General features: G+C 38.9%; 22 protein-coding genes. 21 read left to right on the plus strand and 1 reads right to left on the minus strand.

Going from position 1 to position 22259, the window contains the following annotated elements:
• The 21 genes from PQO01_RS12270 to asnB all read left to right on the plus strand — a co-directional run bounded on the left by PQO01_RS12270 (position 1) and on the right by asnB (position 21169).
• On the plus strand, positions 1-663 hold the full coding sequence (locus PQO01_RS12270) for a class I SAM-dependent methyltransferase (RefSeq protein WP_274314323.1): 663 nt from the start codon (positions 1-3) through the stop codon (positions 661-663).
• A gap of 7 nt (positions 664-670) precedes the next feature.
• On the plus strand, positions 671-1408 hold the full coding sequence (locus PQO01_RS12275) for a formyltransferase family protein (RefSeq protein WP_274314324.1): 738 nt from the start codon (positions 671-673) through the stop codon (positions 1406-1408).
• Between the two features lies 1 nt (position 1409).
• A complete protein-coding gene (locus tag PQO01_RS12280) occupies positions 1410-2102 on the plus strand; it encodes a class I SAM-dependent methyltransferase (RefSeq protein ID WP_274314325.1) in 693 nt (230 codons plus the stop codon).
• Positions 2099-3187 carry a DegT/DnrJ/EryC1/StrS family aminotransferase gene (locus PQO01_RS12285; protein ID WP_274314326.1) on the plus strand — a complete coding sequence of 363 codons (1089 nt, stop codon included), beginning with the start codon at positions 2099-2101 and terminating at the stop codon, positions 3185-3187. The genes PQO01_RS12280 and PQO01_RS12285 overlap by 4 nt, the downstream gene beginning before the upstream one ends.
• A complete protein-coding gene (locus PQO01_RS12290) occupies positions 3165-3617 on the plus strand; it encodes a WbuC family cupin fold metalloprotein (RefSeq protein WP_274314327.1) in 453 nt (150 codons plus the stop codon). Before PQO01_RS12285 ends, PQO01_RS12290 begins: the two co-directional genes overlap by 23 nt.
• Positions 3614-4654, plus strand: coding sequence for a zinc-binding dehydrogenase (locus tag PQO01_RS12295; RefSeq protein ID WP_274314328.1), 1041 nt, complete (start codon positions 3614-3616; stop codon positions 4652-4654). Before PQO01_RS12290 ends, PQO01_RS12295 begins: the two co-directional genes overlap by 4 nt.
• 10 nt (positions 4655-4664) lie before the next feature.
• Positions 4665-6125: a PfkB family carbohydrate kinase gene (locus PQO01_RS12300; protein ID WP_274314329.1), complete on the plus strand. Its 1461-nt coding sequence runs from the start codon at positions 4665-4667 to the stop codon at positions 6123-6125.
• On the plus strand, positions 6122-7486 hold the full coding sequence (locus tag PQO01_RS12305) for a lipopolysaccharide biosynthesis protein (protein ID WP_274314330.1): 1365 nt from the start codon (positions 6122-6124) through the stop codon (positions 7484-7486). The genes PQO01_RS12300 and PQO01_RS12305 overlap by 4 nt, the downstream gene beginning before the upstream one ends.
• 37 nt (positions 7487-7523) lie before the next feature.
• Positions 7524-8447 (plus strand): glycosyltransferase family 2 protein, encoded by a 924-nt coding sequence (locus PQO01_RS12310; protein ID WP_274314331.1) that lies wholly within the window; start codon positions 7524-7526, stop codon positions 8445-8447.
• Positions 8448-8463: 16 nt separating this feature from the next.
• Positions 8464-9399, plus strand: coding sequence for an NAD-dependent epimerase/dehydratase family protein (locus PQO01_RS12315; RefSeq protein WP_274314332.1), 936 nt, complete (start codon positions 8464-8466; stop codon positions 9397-9399).
• Entirely contained in the window at positions 9392-10099 is a 708-nt protein-coding gene (locus PQO01_RS12320; protein WP_274314333.1) for a nucleotidyltransferase family protein, read from the plus strand. Before PQO01_RS12315 ends, PQO01_RS12320 begins: the two co-directional genes overlap by 8 nt.
• 9 nt (positions 10100-10108) lie before the next feature.
• A complete protein-coding gene (locus tag PQO01_RS12325) occupies positions 10109-11065 on the plus strand; it encodes an NAD-dependent epimerase/dehydratase family protein (RefSeq protein WP_274314334.1) in 957 nt (318 codons plus the stop codon).
• Positions 11066-11126: 61 nt separating this feature from the next.
• Positions 11127-12338, plus strand: a complete 1212-nt coding sequence (locus PQO01_RS12330) for a class I SAM-dependent methyltransferase (RefSeq protein WP_274314335.1) — start codon at positions 11127-11129, stop codon at positions 12336-12338.
• Positions 12338-13273 (plus strand): NAD-dependent epimerase/dehydratase family protein, encoded by a 936-nt coding sequence (locus PQO01_RS12335; RefSeq protein WP_274314336.1) that lies wholly within the window; start codon positions 12338-12340, stop codon positions 13271-13273. Before PQO01_RS12330 ends, PQO01_RS12335 begins: the two co-directional genes overlap by 1 nt.
• Entirely contained in the window at positions 13270-14259 is a 990-nt protein-coding gene (locus PQO01_RS12340) for a GHMP family kinase ATP-binding protein (protein ID WP_274314337.1), read from the plus strand. Before PQO01_RS12335 ends, PQO01_RS12340 begins: the two co-directional genes overlap by 4 nt.
• Positions 14249-15454 (plus strand): glycosyltransferase family protein, encoded by a 1206-nt coding sequence (locus tag PQO01_RS12345; protein ID WP_274314338.1) that lies wholly within the window; start codon positions 14249-14251, stop codon positions 15452-15454. Before PQO01_RS12340 ends, PQO01_RS12345 begins: the two co-directional genes overlap by 11 nt.
• Positions 15451-16614, plus strand: a complete 1164-nt coding sequence (locus PQO01_RS12350) for a glycosyltransferase (protein WP_274314339.1) — start codon at positions 15451-15453, stop codon at positions 16612-16614. The genes PQO01_RS12345 and PQO01_RS12350 overlap by 4 nt, the downstream gene beginning before the upstream one ends.
• The gene (locus tag PQO01_RS12355) at positions 16607-17449 is read left to right on the plus strand and encodes a class I SAM-dependent methyltransferase (RefSeq protein ID WP_274314340.1); all 843 of its coding nucleotides are present in this window, start codon (positions 16607-16609) and stop codon (positions 17447-17449) included. Before PQO01_RS12350 ends, PQO01_RS12355 begins: the two co-directional genes overlap by 8 nt.
• On the plus strand, positions 17446-18252 hold the full coding sequence (locus PQO01_RS12360) for a class I SAM-dependent methyltransferase (protein WP_274314341.1): 807 nt from the start codon (positions 17446-17448) through the stop codon (positions 18250-18252). Before PQO01_RS12355 ends, PQO01_RS12360 begins: the two co-directional genes overlap by 4 nt.
• The gene (locus PQO01_RS12365; RefSeq protein WP_274314342.1) at positions 18249-19316 is read left to right on the plus strand and encodes a glycosyltransferase; all 1068 of its coding nucleotides are present in this window, start codon (positions 18249-18251) and stop codon (positions 19314-19316) included. Before PQO01_RS12360 ends, PQO01_RS12365 begins: the two co-directional genes overlap by 4 nt.
• Positions 19317-19318: 2 nt before the next feature.
• Positions 19319-21169 carry an asparagine synthase (glutamine-hydrolyzing) gene (asnB, locus tag PQO01_RS12370; protein WP_274314343.1) on the plus strand — a complete coding sequence of 617 codons (1851 nt, stop codon included), beginning with the start codon at positions 19319-19321 and terminating at the stop codon, positions 21167-21169.
• Here the strand turns inward: asnB and PQO01_RS12375 are convergent.
• Positions 21112-22182 (minus strand): hypothetical protein, encoded by a 1071-nt coding sequence (locus PQO01_RS12375; RefSeq protein WP_274314344.1) that lies wholly within the window; start codon positions 22180-22182, stop codon positions 21112-21114. The two genes, asnB and PQO01_RS12375, sit on opposite strands and share 58 nt — an antisense overlap.
• Positions 22183-22259: the final 77 nt, after the last annotated feature.

Raw genomic sequence — 22259 nt, forward strand, 5'->3', positions numbered from 1 at the left:
ATGTCAGAAGTCGATTTCATTTCATTAGTTCACAAATCAACCAAAAGAGATTATATCGCTCGTGTACTTGAGCGCCCCAAAGAGGAAGTGGCAGAGCTTGCAAAAAAGTTTGCCTATGATTATTGGGATGGTGATCGTACCACGGGTTATGGCGGATATAATTATGATGGACGCTGGGAAAAAGTGGCTCGTGCAATGGTGGAGCACTATGGCATCAAGCCCGGAGATAAGATTCTTGATGTTGGCTGCGGAAAAGGATTCCTACTCTTTGACTTCACTAAAGTCGTGCCTGGCGTTGAAGTGACAGGAATAGATATTTCAGAATACGCCATTGAGCATGGTAAGGAAGAAGTACGTGATCGCATGCAGGTATGCGATGCAGCCGAATTACCTTTTGAAGATAATAGCTTTGATTTAGTGATATCAATTAATGCCCTGCACAACCTCTATGTTCAGGATTTTTATAAAGCAATGAAGGAGATTGAGCGAGTCGGCAAGGGCGCTAAGTATATTTGCGTAGAAGCGTATCGCAATGAGGCAGAAAAAGTAAACCTTATGTATTGGCAGTTGACCTGTGAAATGTTTTGTACACCAGCAGAATGGGATTGGTGGTTTAAGCATACAGGTTACACTGGTGATGCCTCTTTTATTTATTTTGAATAATGATAGTATGAAAGATTTATTAGTTTTTGCGTCAAAAGATGTAGGTTTCGCCTGTGTAAAGAATATTTACGAAACAGTAGGAAGCATTGAACTTTTGGTAGTGGCGGAATCTGATACAGATATCTATGACTTTGCTGCAAAGCATGATATTAAGACAAAGTTTTATAATGAGAAACTACAAGATGAAATTGTACGTGATTGTGGCCAATATAATTGGTTGGTAAATTTATGGTCATCACATATTTTGTCTGATTCAATACTGTCAAAAGCTATGCATAGCCTGAATGTACACCCCAGTCTAGTTCCTTTCTGCAGGGGAAATGATAATGCAGCTTGGACCATTCGGACTCAATCACCAGGCGGAGTATCAATTATTGAAATGACACAAGTCGTGGATGGAGGTGACGTTTATTGTCAGCGAAAAGTTGATTATAAATTTCCCGAAACAGGGAAAGCTTACCACGAAAGGTTAAAACGGGAATTGATCTCTCTTTTCCAGGCAAGTTGGGAGAGCATTTATATGGAAGAGATCCAACCACAAAGACAAATAGGGGAAATTTCTTCTTATAAAAGAAATCAGACTAATACAGATCGTGTACGTGCAGGGGGAGCGAAGTTTTTAGATTTGGAGGAAGTTATTAACTGGGTTTTAGCCCATGATTTTTCTCCAGGTACGAAAGCCGAGGTGATCGTCGATGGTGAGGTCTATGAATTAAGTTTGAAGATAAAAAAAAAGGTGAGATAGAATGGATGTAGGTAAATATCATGAAAATGAAATGGAATACAAAAAACTCCTGGCCGATATGTATAATAAATATGGTGAAGTGACCCTGTCGCCAGAATATGGTCAATTTGTTCAGGAAGATTTATTGAGATTACTCATTCGCCTGGCCCGGTACAAGTTTGTCGCCCGCCTAGTGAGTAAAAAAGATCATGTACTCGAGGTTGGTTGTGGTTCCGGCTTGGGGTCAATTTTTATGGGGCAGCATGCAGGCCAAGTAACCGGGCTGGACGTCAAACAGTATGAGCTTGATGAAGCAGAACGTTTAAACAAACGTTCTAATGTGAATTTTATTCGTGAAGATTTTTTTGAATTTTCGGAAGATCAAAAGTTTGATGTATTAGTTTCTTTAGATGTGATAGAACACTTTACACCGGAAATGGGGGAGGCGTTTGTGAAGCAAATGACTAAGCATCTAAAGCCAGGTGGTATGGTAATTATCGGTTCTCCCAGCCTTTATTCTTACCAATATCAAAGTCGGATAAGTCAAGTTTCTCATATAAAATGCTATGATCAACAGGAGCTTAGGGATTTGATGGAGAAATATTTTGGTCGGGTCTTGCCTTTTTCCATGAATGATGAGATCGTTCATACCGGTTATCATAAAATGGCGTGGTACTACTTTATGGTTGCAACGGTTCCCTTGGAAGATAAATGAAAGTTCCATTCTTAGATTTAAGTATCCACGATGAAGAGCAATTACAAAACTATCTTGGAGTTTGTGAGCGAGTATTTCGCCATGGTCGTCTAGTAATGGGGCCGGAAGTATCACAATTTGAAAGTGATATAGCAATTTATTGCAAGACAAAACGTGCTGTAGCTGTGAGTTCTGGAACGGATGCTCTTTTTTTAACCTTAAAGTTACTCGGCATAGGTCCTGGCGATGAAGTTATAATTCCCGCTATGAGTTTTGTTGCAACAGCAAACGCAGTTAGGCTTAACGGAGCTGATGTTGTAGTTGCTGATGTGGAAGATGATTTTAATATATCTCCAAAGTCAATGGAGAAGCTGATAACGGCAAGAACTAAGGCAGTGATTCCAGTGCACTATGGGGGGAAAATTGCTAAGATGAGCAAGATTCTGTCAATTGCTCAGGCATATGGTTTGGAGGTGATAGAAGATGCTTCTCAAGCATTTGGTGCAAAACAAGATGAAAAGATTGCAGGGACTCTTGCACCGATCGGATGCATTAGTTTAAATCCGATGAAAATCTTAGGAGCTTTTGGTGAAATGGGTGTCATAGTTACAAATAACGACAAATGGGCTGATCACCTTGAAGCATTAAGGTACAATGGTGTTCACCAACAGAAATCTTGCATTGAGGTGAGCTCAAATTGCAAGCCGGATACCCTGCAGGCCGCCTTGCTGATTGAGAAGTTGAAGCTCGTGGATCAAATAATCAACCAACGAAGAGCTAATGCGGAATTTTTAAGAAACGCGTTACATGAATATTGTATTTGTCCTTATGATGATGAGGGGGCGAGTGATGTTTACTATACCTTTACAGTTTTAATAGAAAAAAGAGATGAATTACAAAGCTTTCTTCAAGACCGAAATATAGAGAGTAAAGTGTATCATCCGGTACTAACCAATGAGCCAGCATATTCTAAGGTGATAGGCGAGTACGAAAATGCTATGAAATTGACACGAAGCAAACTGGCGTTACCAGTTAATGAGACAGTAAGCAAAGAACAACTAGAGTATATAACGGAGTCGGTGATTGAATTCTTTAAAGAAACATGATGGCTGGTTTTCCTTTGATGGGAATGACCCTTTTGTTATTTTGTCTCCGCAAGATATAGAGGTTCTCAAAGAAGAAGCCTATAAGAGTCAATTAAAACGTTTTAGATATTGTTTGCATCAATCTGAACAGGATGTGGTTCAGGAAATGGTAATAGCCTTCCATAAAAGCACCGAAATACCTATTCATAAACATCGAAATAAATCCGAATCGTTTTTTATCTATGAGGGGATAGTAAAGGTTAATTTTTATACTGAAGATAAAAAAGTGTTAAAACAAATAACCTTGGGTCAAAATGGAAGTGGTTATCCATGTTTTTACCGCTTAAATAGTGATTTATGGCATAACTTGGAGTTGGTAACTGAATATGCCGTTATACATGAAATTACGACAGGACCTTTTGTGAGAAATGAAACGGAGATTTTAAAATGAAGTTTAAAGCTGCGATCTTAGTACAGCAAGGGAAAGAATTGGTCATCGATGAGGTAACATGCCCAGAATCACTCGCCTATGGTCAGGTTTTAGTGAAAATTCATTACAGCGGGATTTGTGGCTCGCAACTGGGCGAAATTGATGGAGTCAAGGGGCCGGATAAATTTTTGCCTCACCTGCTCGGACACGAAGGTTCAGGTGAAGTCATCGAGGTAGGACCTGAAGTTACACGTGTTAAAGTCGGTGATAAAGTAGTTTTACATTGGCGTAAAGCTTCGGGAATTGAAGCCCCTTTGCCAAAGTATAATTGGAATGGGAAAGTGGTCAATTCAGGCTGGGTGACGACATTCAGCGAATATTCAGTGGTATCGGAAAATAGATTAACTCCTATACCAGATGATTTCGATATGAAGTTGGCCGCGCTATATGGATGCGCGGTGACTACAGGCTTTGGTGTGGTAACGAATGATGCGAAACTGACACTAGGTCAGTCGATCATTATCTTTGGTGCTGGAGGGGTGGGCCTTAATATGATTCAGGCAGCTAGCATGAGTTCGGCTTATCCGATCATTGCTATTGATTTATTTGATACGCGACTCGATTTAGCCAAGGAATTGGGCGCAGATTTTGTTATTAATAGTACAAAGACAGATGTTCAAGAAGAGTTACAAAAAATTCTCCCACAGGGTGCAGATGTCACTGTAGATAATACAGGTAAACCTACCATTATAGAGTTGTGTTATGAGCTGACTAAAAATTCTGGAACGACTGTTTTAGTTGGTGTTCCGAAAAAAGGGGATAAAGCTCAAGTCTACACTCTACCTCTTCATTTTGGGAAAAATCTTAAAGGCTCTTGTGGAGGTGGCTGTGAGCCAGAGTCTGATATACCTAAATTCATTCAGCTTTTTAAGGCAGGGAAATACTCTTTAGAGCCTTTGATTACTAACGAATACAGGCTTGATGACATCAATCAGGCCATGGCGGATATGCGCTCGGGTAAAGTGGCTGGTAGATGCTTAATTGATATGGATATGTAAATTGAACGATATGGGGAAATTACTTAGGGAACGAAATCAAGCCGAAAAGCTTGTTTTCGTGTCGGGTAACTTTAATATTTTACATCCAGGTCATCAACGCTTACTTAAATTTGCGGCAGATTGTGGTGAAAAGCTAATAGTTGGAGTTAATAATGACCAATCAGAAGGAGCTCATATCCCAGAGGATTTGAGGCTTGAAGGGGTGCGAGCCATTAGTTGGGTAGATGAAGCTTTTATTATTCAAGGTAGCTTAGATCAGGTTATTTTGTCTTTGCAACCCGATGTCGTGGTTAAGGGTAAAGAGCACGAGCAAAACCTCAATATTGAAGAATCAATAGTCTCTAGTTATGGGGGAAAATTAGTTTTTTCATCAGGTGAAACCAGATTTACATCCTTAGATTTAATTCGCAATGAATTTTTAGAGGCTGATTTCAGTTCCATTAAATTGCCAGAAAAGTATTTAAAGAGACATGAATTTTCCCATACTGATCTTTTAGAATCATTAACTAAGATTGCGAATGTACCTGCACTCGTTATAGGAGATATTATTCTTGATGAATATATAAGTTGTGAACCTTTAGGGATGTCTCAGGAAGACCCTACAATCGTAGTGAGTCCACTATCAAATCAAGTGTTTTTAGGGGGAGCAGGAATAGTCGCTGCCCATGCTAAAGGTTTAGGTGCAAAAGTAACCTTTTTATCAGTTGTGGGAAGTGATCCAACTTCGAAAAAACTTGAAGAATTATTAGAAGAGTACGGCGTCGATAGTCAGCTATTTACTGATGAATCTAGGCCTACAACTCTGAAGCAACGCTTTCGTGCAGATTCAAAAACTTTGCTACGAGTCAATCATTTAAAGCAACACGATATTCCAAAGGAAATTCAAGAGCAAATTTACTCCTATATTGAAGAGCATATAAAGGAATTGAAGTTATTAATTTTTTCTGATTTTAATTATGGTTGTTTGCCACAGACATTAGTTGACCAGATATCAAAGTTATGTCTTGATCACGATGTCATGATGGTGGCAGATAGCCAATCTTCATCACAAATTGGTGATATATCTCGTTTTCATAATATGAATTTGATTACACCAACAGAGCGTGAAGCTCGCTTAGCTGTTAAGGATAGTAATTCAGGTTTGGTGGTTTTAGCGGAGAAACTACGAACAATATCTAAAGCAGAAAATGTTTTATTAACTTTAGGTCGAGAGGGGGTTTTAGTACAATCTAAGAGTGAAGATAACTTTGGTTTAAAGACTGATAAAGTACCAGCGATGAATACCTCACCCAAAGATAATGCTGGAGCAGGAGATTCTTTATTGACTTGTTGTTCTTTAGTAATGGCAGCTGGGGTGGATATTTGGCAGGCAGCTTATTTAGGTTCAGTAGCCGCCGCCTGCCAAGTTGGCCGGATTGGTAATAAGCCCTTAAGCTTAAATGAACTCGTAAAAGAAATTACAAATAGTTGAAAGAATTGATTAAAGGCTTGTTGTCTAGAGCAGAAGTTGACAGGGCGGTAATGTATGGTCTTAGCAATAAGTTATGGTTGCTATTATCAGGCCCACTGACCATAGCGTTAATTGTCAGTTATTTCTCACCAGAATTACAGGGCTTTTATTATACGTTTTTTAGTATACTGGCATTTAAAGTTTTTATAGAACTTGGACTTGGTAATGTAACTATACAGTTTGCAAGTCATGAGTGGAGTCGCTTATCTTATGACGATGATGGTCATGTAAAAGGAGATAAAGATGCACATTCTCGCTTAATTAGTCTGGGAAGATACGTTTTTTGCTGGTTTGCTTGGGGCTCAATCATTTATGTTTTAGCTTTGATCTGCCTGGGGTTTTTGTTTTTTCATGGTGTTGACTATGGCATTGATTGGAAATCGCCCTGGTTCGTACTTTCCCTGCTTTGTGGCCTCGAGATCTTAACGATTCCTGCAATGGCCTTATTAGAGGGCTGCGGTAAATTGGCGGAAGTTTATCGCATACGCTTTATTGATGCGCTAATTAGCCGGGCGGCATCCTGGGTTGTTATTCTCTGTGGTGGCGGTTTATGGGCCGTGATTACTTACGTTGGCTGCAATGTAATTATCTTATGGTGTTTGATTTTTAAAGAGAGGCATTTTTTTTGGATTTTCACTGAGAAACCCACCGGAACCTGCCTGGATTGGAAAAAAGATATTGGACCCATGCAATGGCGTATAGGGGTGAGTTCCCTCTGTGGATTCGTGGTGTTTTCTTTGTTGAATCCGATAGCCTTTAAATTTTTTGGACCCGTCACGGCCGGTCAGCTGGGCCTCACCTTGAACTTAATAAATATGCTGACTTCCATGGTGGCAATTTGGGTGAACGTCAAGATCCCGGAGTTCGGCAAATTTATCGCGCTCAGAGAGTTTGATAAACTTGATGAGCTTTTTTTTAGGGTCTACAAAGTTTTTATTTTAGTCCTTCTAAGCAGTTCAGCATTATTTGTTCTGGCGGTCGCCGGAGTGAAGTACCTCTCTGCCGATTTTGAGTTGCTGGAACGCCTGGGATCCAGGTTTTTAAGCCTGCCATCCCTCGTGCTCTTTACTTGCGGCTTCGTGTTTATGTCGATTGGATGGCCTTTTTCAGTTTATTTACGAGCTCATAAAAAAGAACCCCTGCTGGCTTTGTCAATTATCGGCGCAGTATTAATGGGGCTAGCATGCTTTTTATCCGGTTTATTTGGAGATGTTTTTATAATGTCAATTTGTTATTGTATAATTAATGTTTTGTTATTGCCTTTCGTTTTTAAAGTATGGAAGGTTTGTTGTACTCAATGGCATGGTAAAGTGACCAACTAGAAATAATTATTCAGTTGTTTAATAAATAGAGATGTGAATGTTACCAAAAATTTCAGTTATAATGAGTAACTATAATTATGAAAATTTTTTAGAAAGAGCTCTGAAAGCAATTTGTGATCAAATCGATTATATATATGAGTTTATTATCATTGATGATGGATCCACCGATAATAGCAGGGAAATCATTGCCAAATATACTGATTTAAGCCCTAAAATTAAGTATTATTATGATGGATGTAATAAAGGTATTGTATCTAGATTAGAAGAATTGAACTCTCTGGCAGAGGGTGATTATATCTACGGTGCCGCATCTGATGATTATGTGTTGCCAGATTTTTTTAAGAAAGTTTCAGAGCAATTAACTCAAAATCCAAATGCTTTACTTGTCTGTGCGGAGGCAGTTTTTGAAGATGAAGAAAGTGGCCGAAAAGTTAGTTCATCGTTAGGTTTTGCTGATCAGAGTGCCTACATTTCGTGTGGAGATGTATGTAGAAAACTCAAAGGAAAAATTCTTCCAGGGCATACATCTATTCTAAGAAAAAGTGCTGTGGATCAATTTGGAGGCTATCACCTCGAATTGAAGTGGTATTGCGATTGGTATTTAAACTTGAATATTGCTCTTAAAGAAGGCTTTTTGTATATAGTAGAAGTAGGAGCGGTTATGAGGACCTCGACCGAAACGTATTCCGGGAAGAAGCCTTGGAGTGAACTCTGTGACGTTTTTGAATTTCTTATGGTAAGACTAAAAAAAGATTTATTATACGAAGATTTCGTAAGATGTAAGGCCTTTAATAATTTAGGGGGTGCTTTTCTCCTTTTTTTAATTATTAGGCCAAAGTTTTGGGATTTTCTTACGTTAGTAATCATTAAAGACATATGCTGGCTTTATATGAAGCATTACATTAAAATTTGTATTTTTTATGATAAGTGGAAGCTTTCTATGAAACCTAATAAACAATAATTGAATAAGGGATGTTATGAAGAGAGTATTAATTACCGGCGGAGCAGGGTACTTGGGTTCGATTATGGTACCGTATTTTTTAGAGCAGGGTTATGCCGTTACGGTCTTAGACAACTTACAATATAGGCAAAATTCATTGATGAATGTGTGTATTAACCCCAACTTTAACTTTGTACGTGGGGATGCGCGTGATGAGCGGTTGATTAGTGAATTGCTTAAAGATCATGATATTATCATTCCCCTGGCAGCATTAGTTGGAGCCCCCCTTTGTAAGCAGGATCCTTGGACTACAGAAAGCTTAAATCGTGATGCAGTCATCATGGTTAATAAATTAAGATCGAAAGATCAGAAATTATTATTACCTATAACTAACTCTGGATATGGTATTGGTGAAAAAGGTAAGTTCTGTACGGAAGAGTCTCCCTTGAGACCAATCTCTTTATACGGAACGACAAAAGTTGAGGCGGAAGCATCCGTGCTTGAAAAAGGAAATGCTATAAGTTTTCGCTTGGCAACGGTGTTTGGTGCTGGCGCACGAATGAGAACCGACCTTTTAGTTAATGACTTTGTTTATCGTGCAGTAAATGACAAAGCGGTTATTCTGTTCGAGGCTGACTTTAAACGCAATTATATACATATACGTGACGTTGCAAGAGTTTTCTTACATGGAATAGAGAACTATGAATCGATGAAAGGACTCCCCTATAATGTGGGGCTATCTGATGCGAATCTTTCAAAGAGAGAGCTTTGCGAGAAGATCCAAAAATATGTCCCTGATTTTGTTTATTTAGAATCTGAAATCGGGCAGGATCCTGATAAACGTGATTACATTGTTAGTAATGAAAGAATAGAATCGACAGGGTGGAAGCCAGTTTATTCCTTGGATGATGGTATTGAGGAGCTATTAAAGGCTTATAGAATCATTAAAAATAATCAGTATGGCAATGTCTGATCCTGTAAAACCCTCAGTTCTCATTCTTGCAGGAGGTTTAGGGACACGCTTAAGGTCTGTCGTTTCTGATCGACCTAAAGTTATGGCTGATGTAGATGGTAAGCCTTTCCTAGAACATCTTTTAACTTATCTATACGGTTTTGGTTTCCGGCACTTTGTGATATCGACGGGCTACATGGCGGATTTAATTAAAGATTTAGGTGTGAGTTTAAAAGGTATTAGTATTGAGTATTGCCATGAAGGTAAGCCTATGGGAACAGGTGGAGCTATCCGCTTAGCTTTACCTTATTTTAAAAGTGAAACTGTTTTAGTTATGAATGGCGATTCTTTTTGTAGTCTTGACTATAATAAATTTCTTGAGTCTTACCATTTAAGAGGTAGGGTTGATTCTTTGGTTATTACTGAAGTTGAAGATGTATCGCGTTATGGTTTTGTTGAACTAAGCACATGTGATAGAGTGAAATCATTTGAGGAAAAGGGGCAGGGAAGTGGAGTTGGTTTTATCAATGCAGGGATTTATTTACTAAATAAAACGACAATCGAATCCTTGCCACAAGAGGTTAATATCTCTTTAGAGAAAGAGGTATTTCCTAATATGAGTAACTTACATGCCTTTAAAACCTCTGGGCCTTTTATAGATATTGGCACACCGGAATCATATGATAGAGCAGGTCAATTTTTTAATAATTTACGAGATTAGTTTGATATTATGTCTGTTTTTTTAGTTACAGGGGTAGCTGGGTTCATAGGGTCTTTTGTAGCAAAACGCCTTTTAGATCAAGGGCATCAAGTTGTTGGAGTTGATAACTTGAATGATTATTACTCTGTGGATCTTAAAAAGCACCGATTAGAAATGCTGGCGGACCATGATAATTTTGATTTTTTTAAGCTTGATATAGCTGATGACCAACAATTAGAGCTGGTTTTTCAATCATATAATTTTTCCAAAGTAATACATTTGGCAGCACAAGCAGGTGTTAGATATTCCATTGAGAACCCGAAGGTTTATACTGAATCTAATTTACTTGGTTTCGCTAATATTTTAGAGTGTTGTCGAAATTATAAAGTTGATCATTTACTTTTTGCTTCAAGCTCTTCCGTTTATGGAAATGATTGTAAAGTACCTTTTTCTACAAAGGCCAAGTTAGACAACCCTGTTTCATATTATGCTGCGACTAAAAAAGCTAATGAACTTATGGCGGCATCATACGTAAATTTATATAAACTAAAATGTACGGCGATGCGTTTTTTTACAGTTTATGGACCCATGGGGCGACCTGATATGGCTATGATGATTTTTGCTAATGCCATGAAAGAACATAAGAGTATAAAGGTGTTTAATAATGGTGATTTGAGTAGAGACTTTACTTACATCGATGATGTTGTCGAATGTGTAATTAAATTAATGAATAATGCCCCTGCAGGATATGAAGTATTTAATGTAGGGCGGGGTGCGCCAACAAAATTATTAGATTTTATTAATGAACTTGAACAATGCTTTGGGTATGAGGCTAAAAAAGAATTTTTAGATATGCAGGCTGGTGATGTCTATCGCACTTATGCAGACACATCGCATTTAGAAAAGATAATAAAATTTAAACCTCAAACTAGTTTGAATGATGGTGTTAGAAAGTTTTTTCAATGGTTTATGAGTTATTATCAATGAATAAAGATCTATATAGTTATTAAACTAAAATCAAAAGATTATGTAATCAATTGGAGGCTTTATGAGTTTCAAGTGTCGAGTGTGTGATTCTGTCAATATGGAACCCGTTATTGATTTGGGTATTCAACCTTGGTGTAATGATTTTTTGACTCCTGAACAAGTGGGCAAAGAACCTTCCTACCCTTTAAATGTGGTTTATTGCCATCAGTGTACAACGGCTCAGCTGGATTATACAGTCCCTAAAGAGGTCATGTTTGGCGACCACACATACCTTTCGGGAATCACCAAGTCATTGAGTGATCATTTCAAGAAAATGGCGATTGAAGCTAATGATCGTTTTTGTGAGAATAAAGATGAGAAATCAGTGCTTGATATCGGTTCAAATGATGGAACACAGTTACAACATTATAAAAAACTCGGTTTCGATATCCTCGGGGTCGAAAGCTCTGTGGGGACCGCCACGATTGCGAATGAGCGAGGTCTCAAGACGATAAATGCTTTTTATAATCTAGAGACAGCGAAAGAGATGGGTAAAAAATTTGATATCATCAATGCCTCTGGAGTTTTCTTTCACTTAGAAGAGTTACACTCAGTTGTTAAAGCAGTAAAATTTAATCTTAATGAGGACGGTGTGCTCATAGTACAATTTCTCTACATGAAATCAATTGTAGAGAATTGTGCCTTTGATCAAATCTATCATGAGCATCTTTTGTATTATAGCCTTAAAACTCTAAAAACTTTACTTAATCGCCATGGGCTCGATATTTTTGATGCTTATTTAGCGCCTATTCATGGAGGCTCAGTAATGGCTTTTGTGTCTCATACGGAATCAAATCGCCCAAAGACAGAGCGTTATCAAGCTATGGTTCAAGAAGAAGAAGAATGTGATTTTAATTCTATTAAAACGTATAAAGATTTTAATCGTCGCATTCAGGCGATGAAACAGGAAAACTTAGCTTTCTTAAGAAGTCGTAAAGCGGAAGGGAAGAAAATCTTTGGTCTTGGCGCCCCGGTAAAAGGTAATACAATGCTGAACTTTTTTGGTGTTAACACGGATTTACTTGATTGCCTAACTGAAAAAAATAAACTTCGAGATGGGCTTTATTCGCCGGGGATGCATATCCCCATTGTTATGGAAGATGAACACTTAGTTCACCCAGATGTTTATTATGTCTTAGCGTGGAACTTTAAGAAAGAAATCCTTAAAAATAATCAAAATCTTATTGATCAGGGGATCGAGTTTTTCTTTCCTGTTGATCCTGAGGAATTATAATGAAATACTTTATCACTGGAGCAACGGGGTATTTAGGACAGCATTTAGTCGCCGCCTTACGAACTAAGGGACATGAAATTACTGCAGTTGGTTCAAAAGATTGTGATTTAAGTCACGAGCAGAGACTCGATAAATTTTCAGAAACAACATATGATGAAATCATTCATTTAGCGGCATGGACACAGGCAGGTGATTTTTGCTTATATCACCCAGGAGAGCAATGGTTAATAAACCAGAGAATCAATACTAATATTTTGGCTTGGTGGCAAGGAGCACAACCACAAGCTCGTTTAACTTGTATGGGTACGAGTTGCGCTTATTCCCCTGACTTTCCTCTTGAAGAAAAATATTATATGGCTGGAGAGCCGATTGATAGTTTATATACTTATGCGATGACAAAGCGCATGCTCTACAGTGGACTTAAAGCCTTAAATAAACAATATGGCTTGAGGTATATGTGCTTTGTTCCTTCAACGTTATATGGGCCTGGATATCACACAGATGGTCGACAAATGCATTTTATTTTCGATTTAATTCGAAAAATCATTCGTGGAAAACTCTATGGCGAAACAGTGACGCTGTGGGGAGATGGCCATCAAAAACGCGAGTTAGTATATGTGGGAGACTACATTCGTGCGATGTGCCAATTGATGAATCAGTGTGACAATCAACTCATTAACATTGGAGCTGGTGCGGAGCATAGTATACGTGAGTTTGCATCATTAATTTGTGATAAGGTTGGTTACGATTTTGATGATATCCAATTTGATACAAGTAAATATGTTGGTGCAAAATCTAAGTTTCTGGATACAAGAAAATTAGATGAGACCATTCCAGATTTTCAAAGAACTTCATTACGAGATGGGCTAAATATGACCATTGATTGGTTCATTGATCATAAAGACACAATCTTTAATAATATGGCTGATTCATGATTATTTCACAAACCCCTTTACGTATCAGTTTTCTTGGTGGAGGAACTGATTATCCACCTTATTTCAAGCGTCATGGTGGCGCGACATTGTCAACTACTATTGATAAATATGTGTATGTGACGGTGAATACTTTAACGAGGTTTTTCGAACATAAGCTTGGTGTTCATTATGGTAATGTTGAAAAAGTTATTGATATTGATGACTTAGAACATCCTGCAGTTCGTGAATGTTTAAAATATCTAGGTATGGATCAAGGGTTAGAAATTCATATTATGAGTGACCTTCCTGCGCGTACAGGGCTAGGATCTTCATCTAGTTTCACCGTCGGTCTACTCAATGCACTTTATACGATGAAGCAAGATCCTCGCGACGCTGTGACTTTGGCGATGAAATCTATTCATGTTGAGCAGGAATTAATTGGTGAACGAGTCGGTAATCAGGATCAATGTGCAGCGGCATTTGGTGGGTTTAATAAAACTGTGTTTAATAAAGATGGAACTTGTGAAGTTCAAGTAGTCCAAATGACGGAGCAAAGAAAAGCTAAGTTGAACTCGCGTTTATTGATGTTTTATACGGGTATTCAGCGTTATGCAGATGATGTTTTAGATGAACAGATCAAACGAACTCAAGAAAAAGAAATGGATGATGTTTTACAAGAAATGATGACTTTAGTGGATAAAGGCTTAGGAATTCTTGAAGATGAAAATAGAAATCTTGATGAATTTGGGTCATTACTCCATCAAGGGTGGGTACTCAAAAAGCAATGTTCTTCAAAAATCACTAATCTTCTGATTGACGAGTATTATGACAAGGCTTGTCAGGCAGGTGCTCTAGGTGGTAAATTGCTCGGTGCCGGAGGAGGGGGTTTTTTACTCATGTATGTACCTGAAGGTAAAGAAGAAAGTGTGAAGCAAGCTTGCCAAGATTTGCAAATGGTATCCTTTAACTTTGAATCTCGTGGTTCGAATATAATATATGAAGATTAACAATATTATAATCGCAGAAAATAGTCTAGAAAATTTTTCAGGCCATTTTTTTGAGTATACTAATGCTTTATGGGAGTATTTACGTCGTTCTTCATGCGTAGAGGTTTTGGCCAATAAAAATGTAAGCGCAGAGATTCAAAATCAAGTGGGAGCTCGACCTCATTTTAGTGAGAGGTTCTGGTTCGATCCCACTCTACCCGATTCCATTCCTCGAAAGTTACGTCGCTTTTATAAGTATCATACACTTGCCAAACAAACAGCAATTGAACTCGAAGAATTAAGTCAACAAAATGAAGTTGATTCGGACACATTAATAATTTTTCCAACAGCAGTCCATAATACCGTAAAAGCTATCTGCCATTGGCTGATAGGAATTAAGTATGAAAAGCGTCCAAAGGTGGTAGTGGTTTTTCACTTTGCTCTTAAAGACGGGGACAAATTCAATCCTACGACTCGCTATTATAAAAAAGCTCTGAAGATGATTTCTCAATTCGGTCTCGACAAAAATGTGTATCTTTTTACGGATAGTTACTTCTTAAAAGCTGAATATGAATTGATCACTAATTTATCCCTAAGAGTTTTACCAATACCACATACGCATTGGTCTGAATCACCACGACGAGATCTTAATTCCCTGAATATTGTTTATTTGGGTAATGCTCGCTTAGAAAAAGGTTTTTGTTTATTATCTGATGCCATTAGTTATATACTAAAGAATAGCAAACAAAATATAGGCTTTGAAATTCAAGCAGGTAATTTCTCGGGGGGGGCAAATTGTCCGATTAGAAAAGAAGTGGATAAATTAGAGTCAATTTCCCAAGTAAGCATTCATGATAAGGCTCTTTCTAGTGAAGCTTATGAAGATCTTTTAGCGCGAGCGGATATCGTTCTCTTACCCTATGTTGGTAATCAATATAAAAGTGGCACGTCGGGTATTTGTTGCGAAGCGATTGCTTCTGCAAAGGCTATTGTTGTCCCTGCAAACACCTGGCTAGAAGCTCAGTTGCATGAATTCGGAGAAGGTGAATCATTCAATGAATATAGTGCAATAGGAATTGCACAAGCAACTTGTAAATTAATCGAGAACTATGAAGCACTTGAGAATAGGCTAGCTATAAAAGCTGAGGCCTATAGGAAGTACCATAGTGTTGAGAATTATTTTACGATCATGATGCAGGAAATTGACGAAACATGAAAAAAATAGCAGTAGTTTTACCTTCAATGCAGGGAGGAGGCTGTGAACGAGCCGTGTCCTTATTATTACCTGTGTTAGTGAAGCGTTTTCAAATAAGCTTGATCTTGCATGAAGCGAGAATTAATTATGAGATTCCTTCAGAGGTTGAAATCATAGATTTGAAAGGAGATATTTCTGCTGAGCATTCAATTTTATTTAAAATCAAACGCTTTTTTAATAGGATTTTTATTCTCAGGAAGGTTTTGAAAGAAAGATCTTTTGATCTCGTCTTTTCTTTTATAGACCTAAATAATGTGACCTCATATATAGCCTGGCGTTTAGCGGGATCTCAATGCAAATTCTGTTGTACAGAACAAACGCTTTGCAAAGAGTTTTTTGATAATAATCAAATGGCGAACAATAAGCAATACCTTATGAAGTTGTTAATTTCTTATGTGTATAAAAGAGCCAGCCGTGTAGTTCTTCTCTCGCATTCGATGGAAAGTTATTTGAGCAGTGAATTTAACATAAAGAGAGATTTTGATGTTATCTACAATGGTATTGATAAAGAAGTATTTAATAGAGTTGGCGAGACAGAACTAGGGCTTACTCTAGAAGAGATTTTCATGAAAGCCCCAATGCGATTTATCAATATTGGGCGCCTTGATGTTTGCCAAAAGAATCAAGAGTTTCTCATTAGACTTTTTCCAAAAATTAAAGAAACTTACCCTGAAGTCCAGCTATTCTTTCTTGGGGAAGGTGAAAATCGTCCCGTTTTGGAGGACTTAATAAGTGAGTTGAATCTGGATGAGACTGTCCATTTGCTGGGGTGGAAAAATGATTTAGCAGCTTATATGCGTCATGCTGATCTGCTTCTCCACTGTGCCTATTATGAAACCTTTGGGAATGTCCTCATAGAGACGATAGCCACGGGGACTCCAGTAGTGACGACAAATTGTAATGCTGTGATCCCTGAGATCCTTCAAAAGGGAGAGTATGGATATATCGTTGAATCTTACGATGAGCTTGAATATTTGAATGCAATAAATGCCGCCATGAAAAAGAAGGATGATGAGAACTACAGCCAAAAAATATCTGATTATGCGCGTACTAAATTTGCCATTGAGCATATCCAAGCCGAATATTTGAAGCTGTGTAATGAAGTGATATATCGTGAATGAAAATACAATCGACTGTCCTCTTTGTGGTTCGGAGGTCGAAACTGCGATTATAGTTTTAAACTCATTCCTTTCTACTGAAGGTGAGCATGAGCTTAAGTCTTGTAAGAGCTGTGGATTTGCCTTTCGTGTTCAATTGCCTAATCAATCGAGTAAAGATGTGGATATGAATAAGTTGGGTTTAGTTTACGGAGATTACACGGCAGGGACAGATACGATAAATGAGCGCATGATGAAGCGGGTAAAAAATATAGCCAAATTATATGGGCCTGAACCACGCTTGTTAGATGTGGGGTGTGGTTCAGGACAACTTATTCAATTTGCCAATGATAATGGCTGGCAGGCCTGCGGGACGGAATTGAATGGTCAATCGACGGATGAACGAATTTTCCCTGTCGATATTTGCACTGCAGATTTACCTGGTCATAGCCGCGCCAGCTTTGATTTGGTTCATTGTCATCATGTGCTTGAGCATGTATCGGACCCAAAAGCTTTTTTAATCGCCCTCGCTTCTTATGTAAAGCCCGGTGGGTATCTATGTGTTGAAGTTCCCAATGAATTGGAGTCATTGGCTTCACAAATTAAGCGTTTACTAGGAAAGAAATATAATGGTGCCACAGCTTATTTTGAGCATTTAAATTTTTTCTCTCCCACAACATTTCAATATTTAATGGGGGCTCTCCCAGGCTTTGATACTACTTATTTAAGAACTCCATTTATTGGCTACGGTTATTCCTTTGCGCATGCTTTCTTTGATCGTTTTCAGGTTTTGATAAGTAAAGGTGCAGTTATTGAATTTTTAACCCAGAAAGAGTTTGAATTGGATGGTGAAAAATGACACGCTTATGCCCTTTATGTGAATGTTCCACCTATCAAGATTTTAAGGTTTTGGATCATCGTGTAATAGTAAAATGCCAGGCCTGCGAATTTGTCTATACCAATTCATACTCTAGTAAGGCATTAAAAGAACATTATAAAAAACGATATTACAGCTCTAGTACAGACCCGCGAATTGAACAATGGATTAATGATAAAGAACGCACATTTAAAGGCTTAGTAATTTCCGTTGTGAAAGCCTTTGCGAAAGACATTACATCTCTCCTTGATATAGGCTGTGGAACAGGTGGGTTTTTGATGTCTTTTAGTAAGCAGTCACCTAAAACTCAGCTTTTTGCTCTTGAGCAATCTAACGATGCGATTGAATCTCTTAAAAGGAGAATGCCATCACTTATTTTTAAGGGAGCACATTCGAATGATTTAAAAGGAGATGATCAATTATACGATGTAATTACCTTACTTCAGTGCTTAGAACACGTAGAGAATCCACAAAGTTTATGTGATGATATATACAACTCACTAAAACCTAATGGAATGTTATTTGTTACTGTTCCAAATAGGAAGTCTTATAAAGTTTTTTTAGAAGGTTTAGAGAAAGAAGATATGTGTTATGGTGATGAAACACATTTACAATTTTTCACTAAAAAGCATATAAGGCAGGTTTTACAAAATTCAGGTTTTAGTAAAATAGTTTGCCTTAGAGATTTTGGTAGGTCCGAGAGTCGGGGAATAATGTCTTTAATCCAGTTTGTATTTAGATTATTAGGTATTTCCACAGAGTTAAGGTTTGTTGCGTTTAAATGAAAATCTTTTATTTAATTACAGAGCTCTATGAGGGAGGGGCTGAAAATTCCCTCTTTCAGACCGCTTGTGAACTCAAAAAGTGCGGCCATGAGCTTCAGGTGGCCTGCCTCTTTGGCGGCGATGGCGCGGTGGCGGAGAAATTGCGCCAGGCGCAAATACCAGTTTATTGCCTCGAGGTGAACTCACTAACGAGTCTGGTAAAAATGTTTGGCTTGAAGAAATTGATTCGTCAGTTTCAGCCTGATCTGGTCCACTCCTGGCTCTTTCACGCGAATTTTATTTCGCGTCTCATGGTGCCGGCAAAAATCCCCCTCTGTTGCGGGATCCGTGTACTCGAGCCGCGCGAGTCGCATAAAGTGCTCGATCGCCGCCTGCAGCAGCGCATCAATCGTGTTTTCTGTGTCTCGCCTGCGATTCGCAATTTCGCCGTGCAGGAACTTCTCTTCGATCCCCAAAAATGCTTTTATATCGGCAATGGAATAAGTTTGGTGGATTACGATCAAGCTCGTTCAGCTCAGAGGTTTTCAGACAACCTACTGCGCGGTATTTGCATCGCCCGAAAAGTAGAGCAAAAAGGACTCGATATCTTACTCGAGGCCCTCGGGCAGCTGCCTCACTCATTAAAATGGCATTGGACTTTTATCGGTGATAATCCCGATCCTGAGCACGAAGCGCAGTTAAAAGAGTTAATTGCGAAATACTCTTTAGAGGGAAAAGTCACCTGGTTGCCGGGCTTACAACGAAATGAAGTTACTCAGCACTTGGCTAAGGCAGATGTGATGGCGCTGCCATCTCGCTGGGAAGGACAGGCGAATGTCGTTTTGGAGTGCATGGCGGCCGGGGTACCGGTGTTGGCCTCAGAGAATTCGGGTTATGAGGAAAGCGACCCGTTCATGCTGGTCAGGCCGAATTTTGCAGAGAATTGGAGGCAGGCGCTGATTTCGATAATTGAGAATAAAAACTCACTTGGCGATCTGCAGAAGAAAGCAAATTTCTGGGTCAAGCAACGCTCCTGGCAGGGGATAGCCGATGCCTACCTCAAGCATTATGAGGACTTAGTTTAGTTATGTGCGGAATTGCCGGCATGTACTCTGCCTCAGGTGTAGACCCGCAACAGCTGGAGGCGATGGCCGAGGCTATACTTCACCGCGGTCCTGATGGACGCGGCTTTCATCATGAAGCCCCCGTCGGTCTGGTTCACACCCGTTTATCGATCATCGATTTAGAGGGCGGTGCCCAGCCTATCTATAATGAAGACCGTAGTTTGGCATTGGTATGCAATGGAGAGATCTATGATTTCGAGCGTATACGTCAGGAACTCCAGCAAGGCGGTCACAGTTTCTCAACTTCGAGTGATTCAGAAGTGATTCTCCATCTATATGAAGAAAAAGGTGCTGAATGTGTAAAGGAGCTCAATGGAATGTTTGCATTCGCAATTGTTCACCTTGACTCGGGAGAGATTTTTATGGCACGAGATCGCATGGGCCAAAAACCTTTATTTTACGCTCGAGCAGGTAATAAATTCGCCTTTGCGTCCGGACCGCGCGCATTGAAATGCTTGTCCTGGGTTGATGATTCACTTGATGACACCAGCCTAAGTCATTTTCTTGAGTTTGCCTATGTACCCCAACCCGATTCCATCTATAAGGGAATAAAAAAACTCCCCGCTGGTCAGTGGATGCGCTGGGCTAAGGAAGAATTATGCTTTGGTACATATTGGGATTACACACTGAATGAGACCTATTCAGGTTCTTATGAGGAAGCCTGTGATGAGATGAGACAACTTTTTAGCCGTTCAGTAGAGCGCCGTTTAGTGGCCGATGTACCACTGGGGGTATTTTTGTCCGGTGGGGTAGATTCAAGTTTGGTCGCGGCTGCGGCAGCACATGAGGGACGTAAAATTAAAACTTTTTCAATTGGGTTCCCTGAAAAGAAATTTGATGAACGGGATTATGCCTTAAAAGTTTCAAAACACCTCAATACCGATCACCATTTTCTTGAAGTTAAAGCAGATAGCTTTGATCAATTTGCAAAAATTGTTCGAGAATTCGAAGAACCCTTTGCTGATGTCTCTATGATTCCTACATATTTACTTTGTGCTTTCGCTCGTGAACAGGTGACCGTATGTTTGAGTGGAGATGGGGCCGATGAACTCTTTGGTGGTTATCAAACCTATCAGCGCATGCATAGTTTGCGGCGCTTAAATGCGTTGCCTCCAGGGTTGAGGAAGTTTGGGGCGAGTCTCTTGAAGAAGTTTTTACCACCAAGACTTGAAGAGCGCACCGTCAGTGGAAAGCTACATCGCCTTTGTGACTTAGCTCCTTATTCTGGTTTGGGTCAGTATCGTAGATTAATTTCTCGTTGCTCGCCAGATCTTAAAAACGACCTGCTAAAAGCCCCCGTGGGATCAGTGATTGATTCGTCGGAGGCTGTTCTGAGTCGCTATTTTCGCGGCGATGGCTTATTGGCACATAGGCTCATGGAACTGGATTGCAAGACATATATGGCCGACGATATCCTCGTCAAAGTCGATCGCGCTTCTATGGCAAATTCACTGGAAGTTCGCAGTCCCTTTTTAGACCCGGAAATACTTGAATTTTCACGGGCGATCCCCTTTCATTTCAAGCAAGGGGGCGGTGTACGTAAACGCATCCTTTGTGATACCTTCGTAGATTGGCTTCCACGCGATATCTTTTATCGCACCAAAATGGGGTTCGGCATGCCGGTTGCCCGTTGGTTACGTTCTGAGTGGCGGGAGCCTATGCATGAGGTGCTACTAAACAGTCCATTTATCAAAGAGTACTTTAATATTTCAAGCGTTGAGAGGCTTATGGATGAACATTGTGAAAGTCGTGCTGATCATAGTTCATTGTTATTTTCTTTATTAGTCTTGTCACTGTGGTCAGTGGAAAGGTAATTATTTGTTTTAGTAACTAGAGGATAAATGAGGCAAAAAAGATTTATAATGAGAAAGGGGGTAAGAATTAAAGTGTATCGCAGTGTAGCTATACCAATCATAGATATAATTATACTGTGACCAATACAGCAGGATGAAAAAAAGCCGGCAAGGAGAAAGTAATTGTTCTTTTTACCGGTTTTTTTTAGGATTTGAAAAAAAGCTAATAGCGGAGCAATTAAAACTGAAATGAGTAAAACTAATAGTGACCAACGCAAGAAAGATAATGGAAAAGTTCGCCGTTTTTTTACTAAAGTATCATTCCAGCGATATTGATCAATAAAATCGGGCTTTTTCCAATTTTTACTTTGTTCCCAAAAAGAGTTTGATTCATTAATGGAAAAGACTTCAAAACCTGTCCACAGGTGAAAGAAATGTAAAGCTGTTATTTTACAATATGCCATTTTATGGTTTCTTATAAGTTCTTTGCCAACTTTGAAGCGTTGTTCATCATTGAGTTTATGGTTGATTTGGTGTTGGTACATTACTTCAGTCCGAGTTCGAGCAAGGTGGCGAATGTTAAATCCATCTAAAGCGTTAATTTTATTATTTAATTCGATTATTACAGGAGCTTTGTCTTTAAGTGTTGGAGGCAGTGTCACAATATCACTCTCTTGCATTAAAGTTAAGCCGCGTCCAAATAGGTGGGCAGGCAGGAGACTTAGTTTTTTATGGTGATAGGACTTATAAATTATCGAGCTCGTGAATAATATCAGAAGAACTGGTACAGTTAGTGCTAATACTTTTTCATAAGATAAGAGCTTGATCTTTGGTTGATATAGTAAAACTAAAATAATTATGCTAATTATGTAAAAATACCCTGCAGGACGAACGCTTATAGATAATGCTACACAAGAGGATATTAGTGCTAAATATGGCCAAGCATAGCCACGCCGAACATATTTCATCGATCCACTAATGATAATAATAGATAAAGTGATGTATAAACTCTCCGTTAAGATTTTAATATTCATCAAATACATAATGGGATTGAGTATGAAACATGTCCAAATAAGCCAAGACCACTTTAAGCTTTTTGTCCATTGGAATA

Source organism: Lentisphaera marina, from assembly GCF_028745505.1.
Lineage (GTDB): Bacteria > Verrucomicrobiota > Lentisphaeria > Lentisphaerales > Lentisphaeraceae > Lentisphaera > Lentisphaera marina.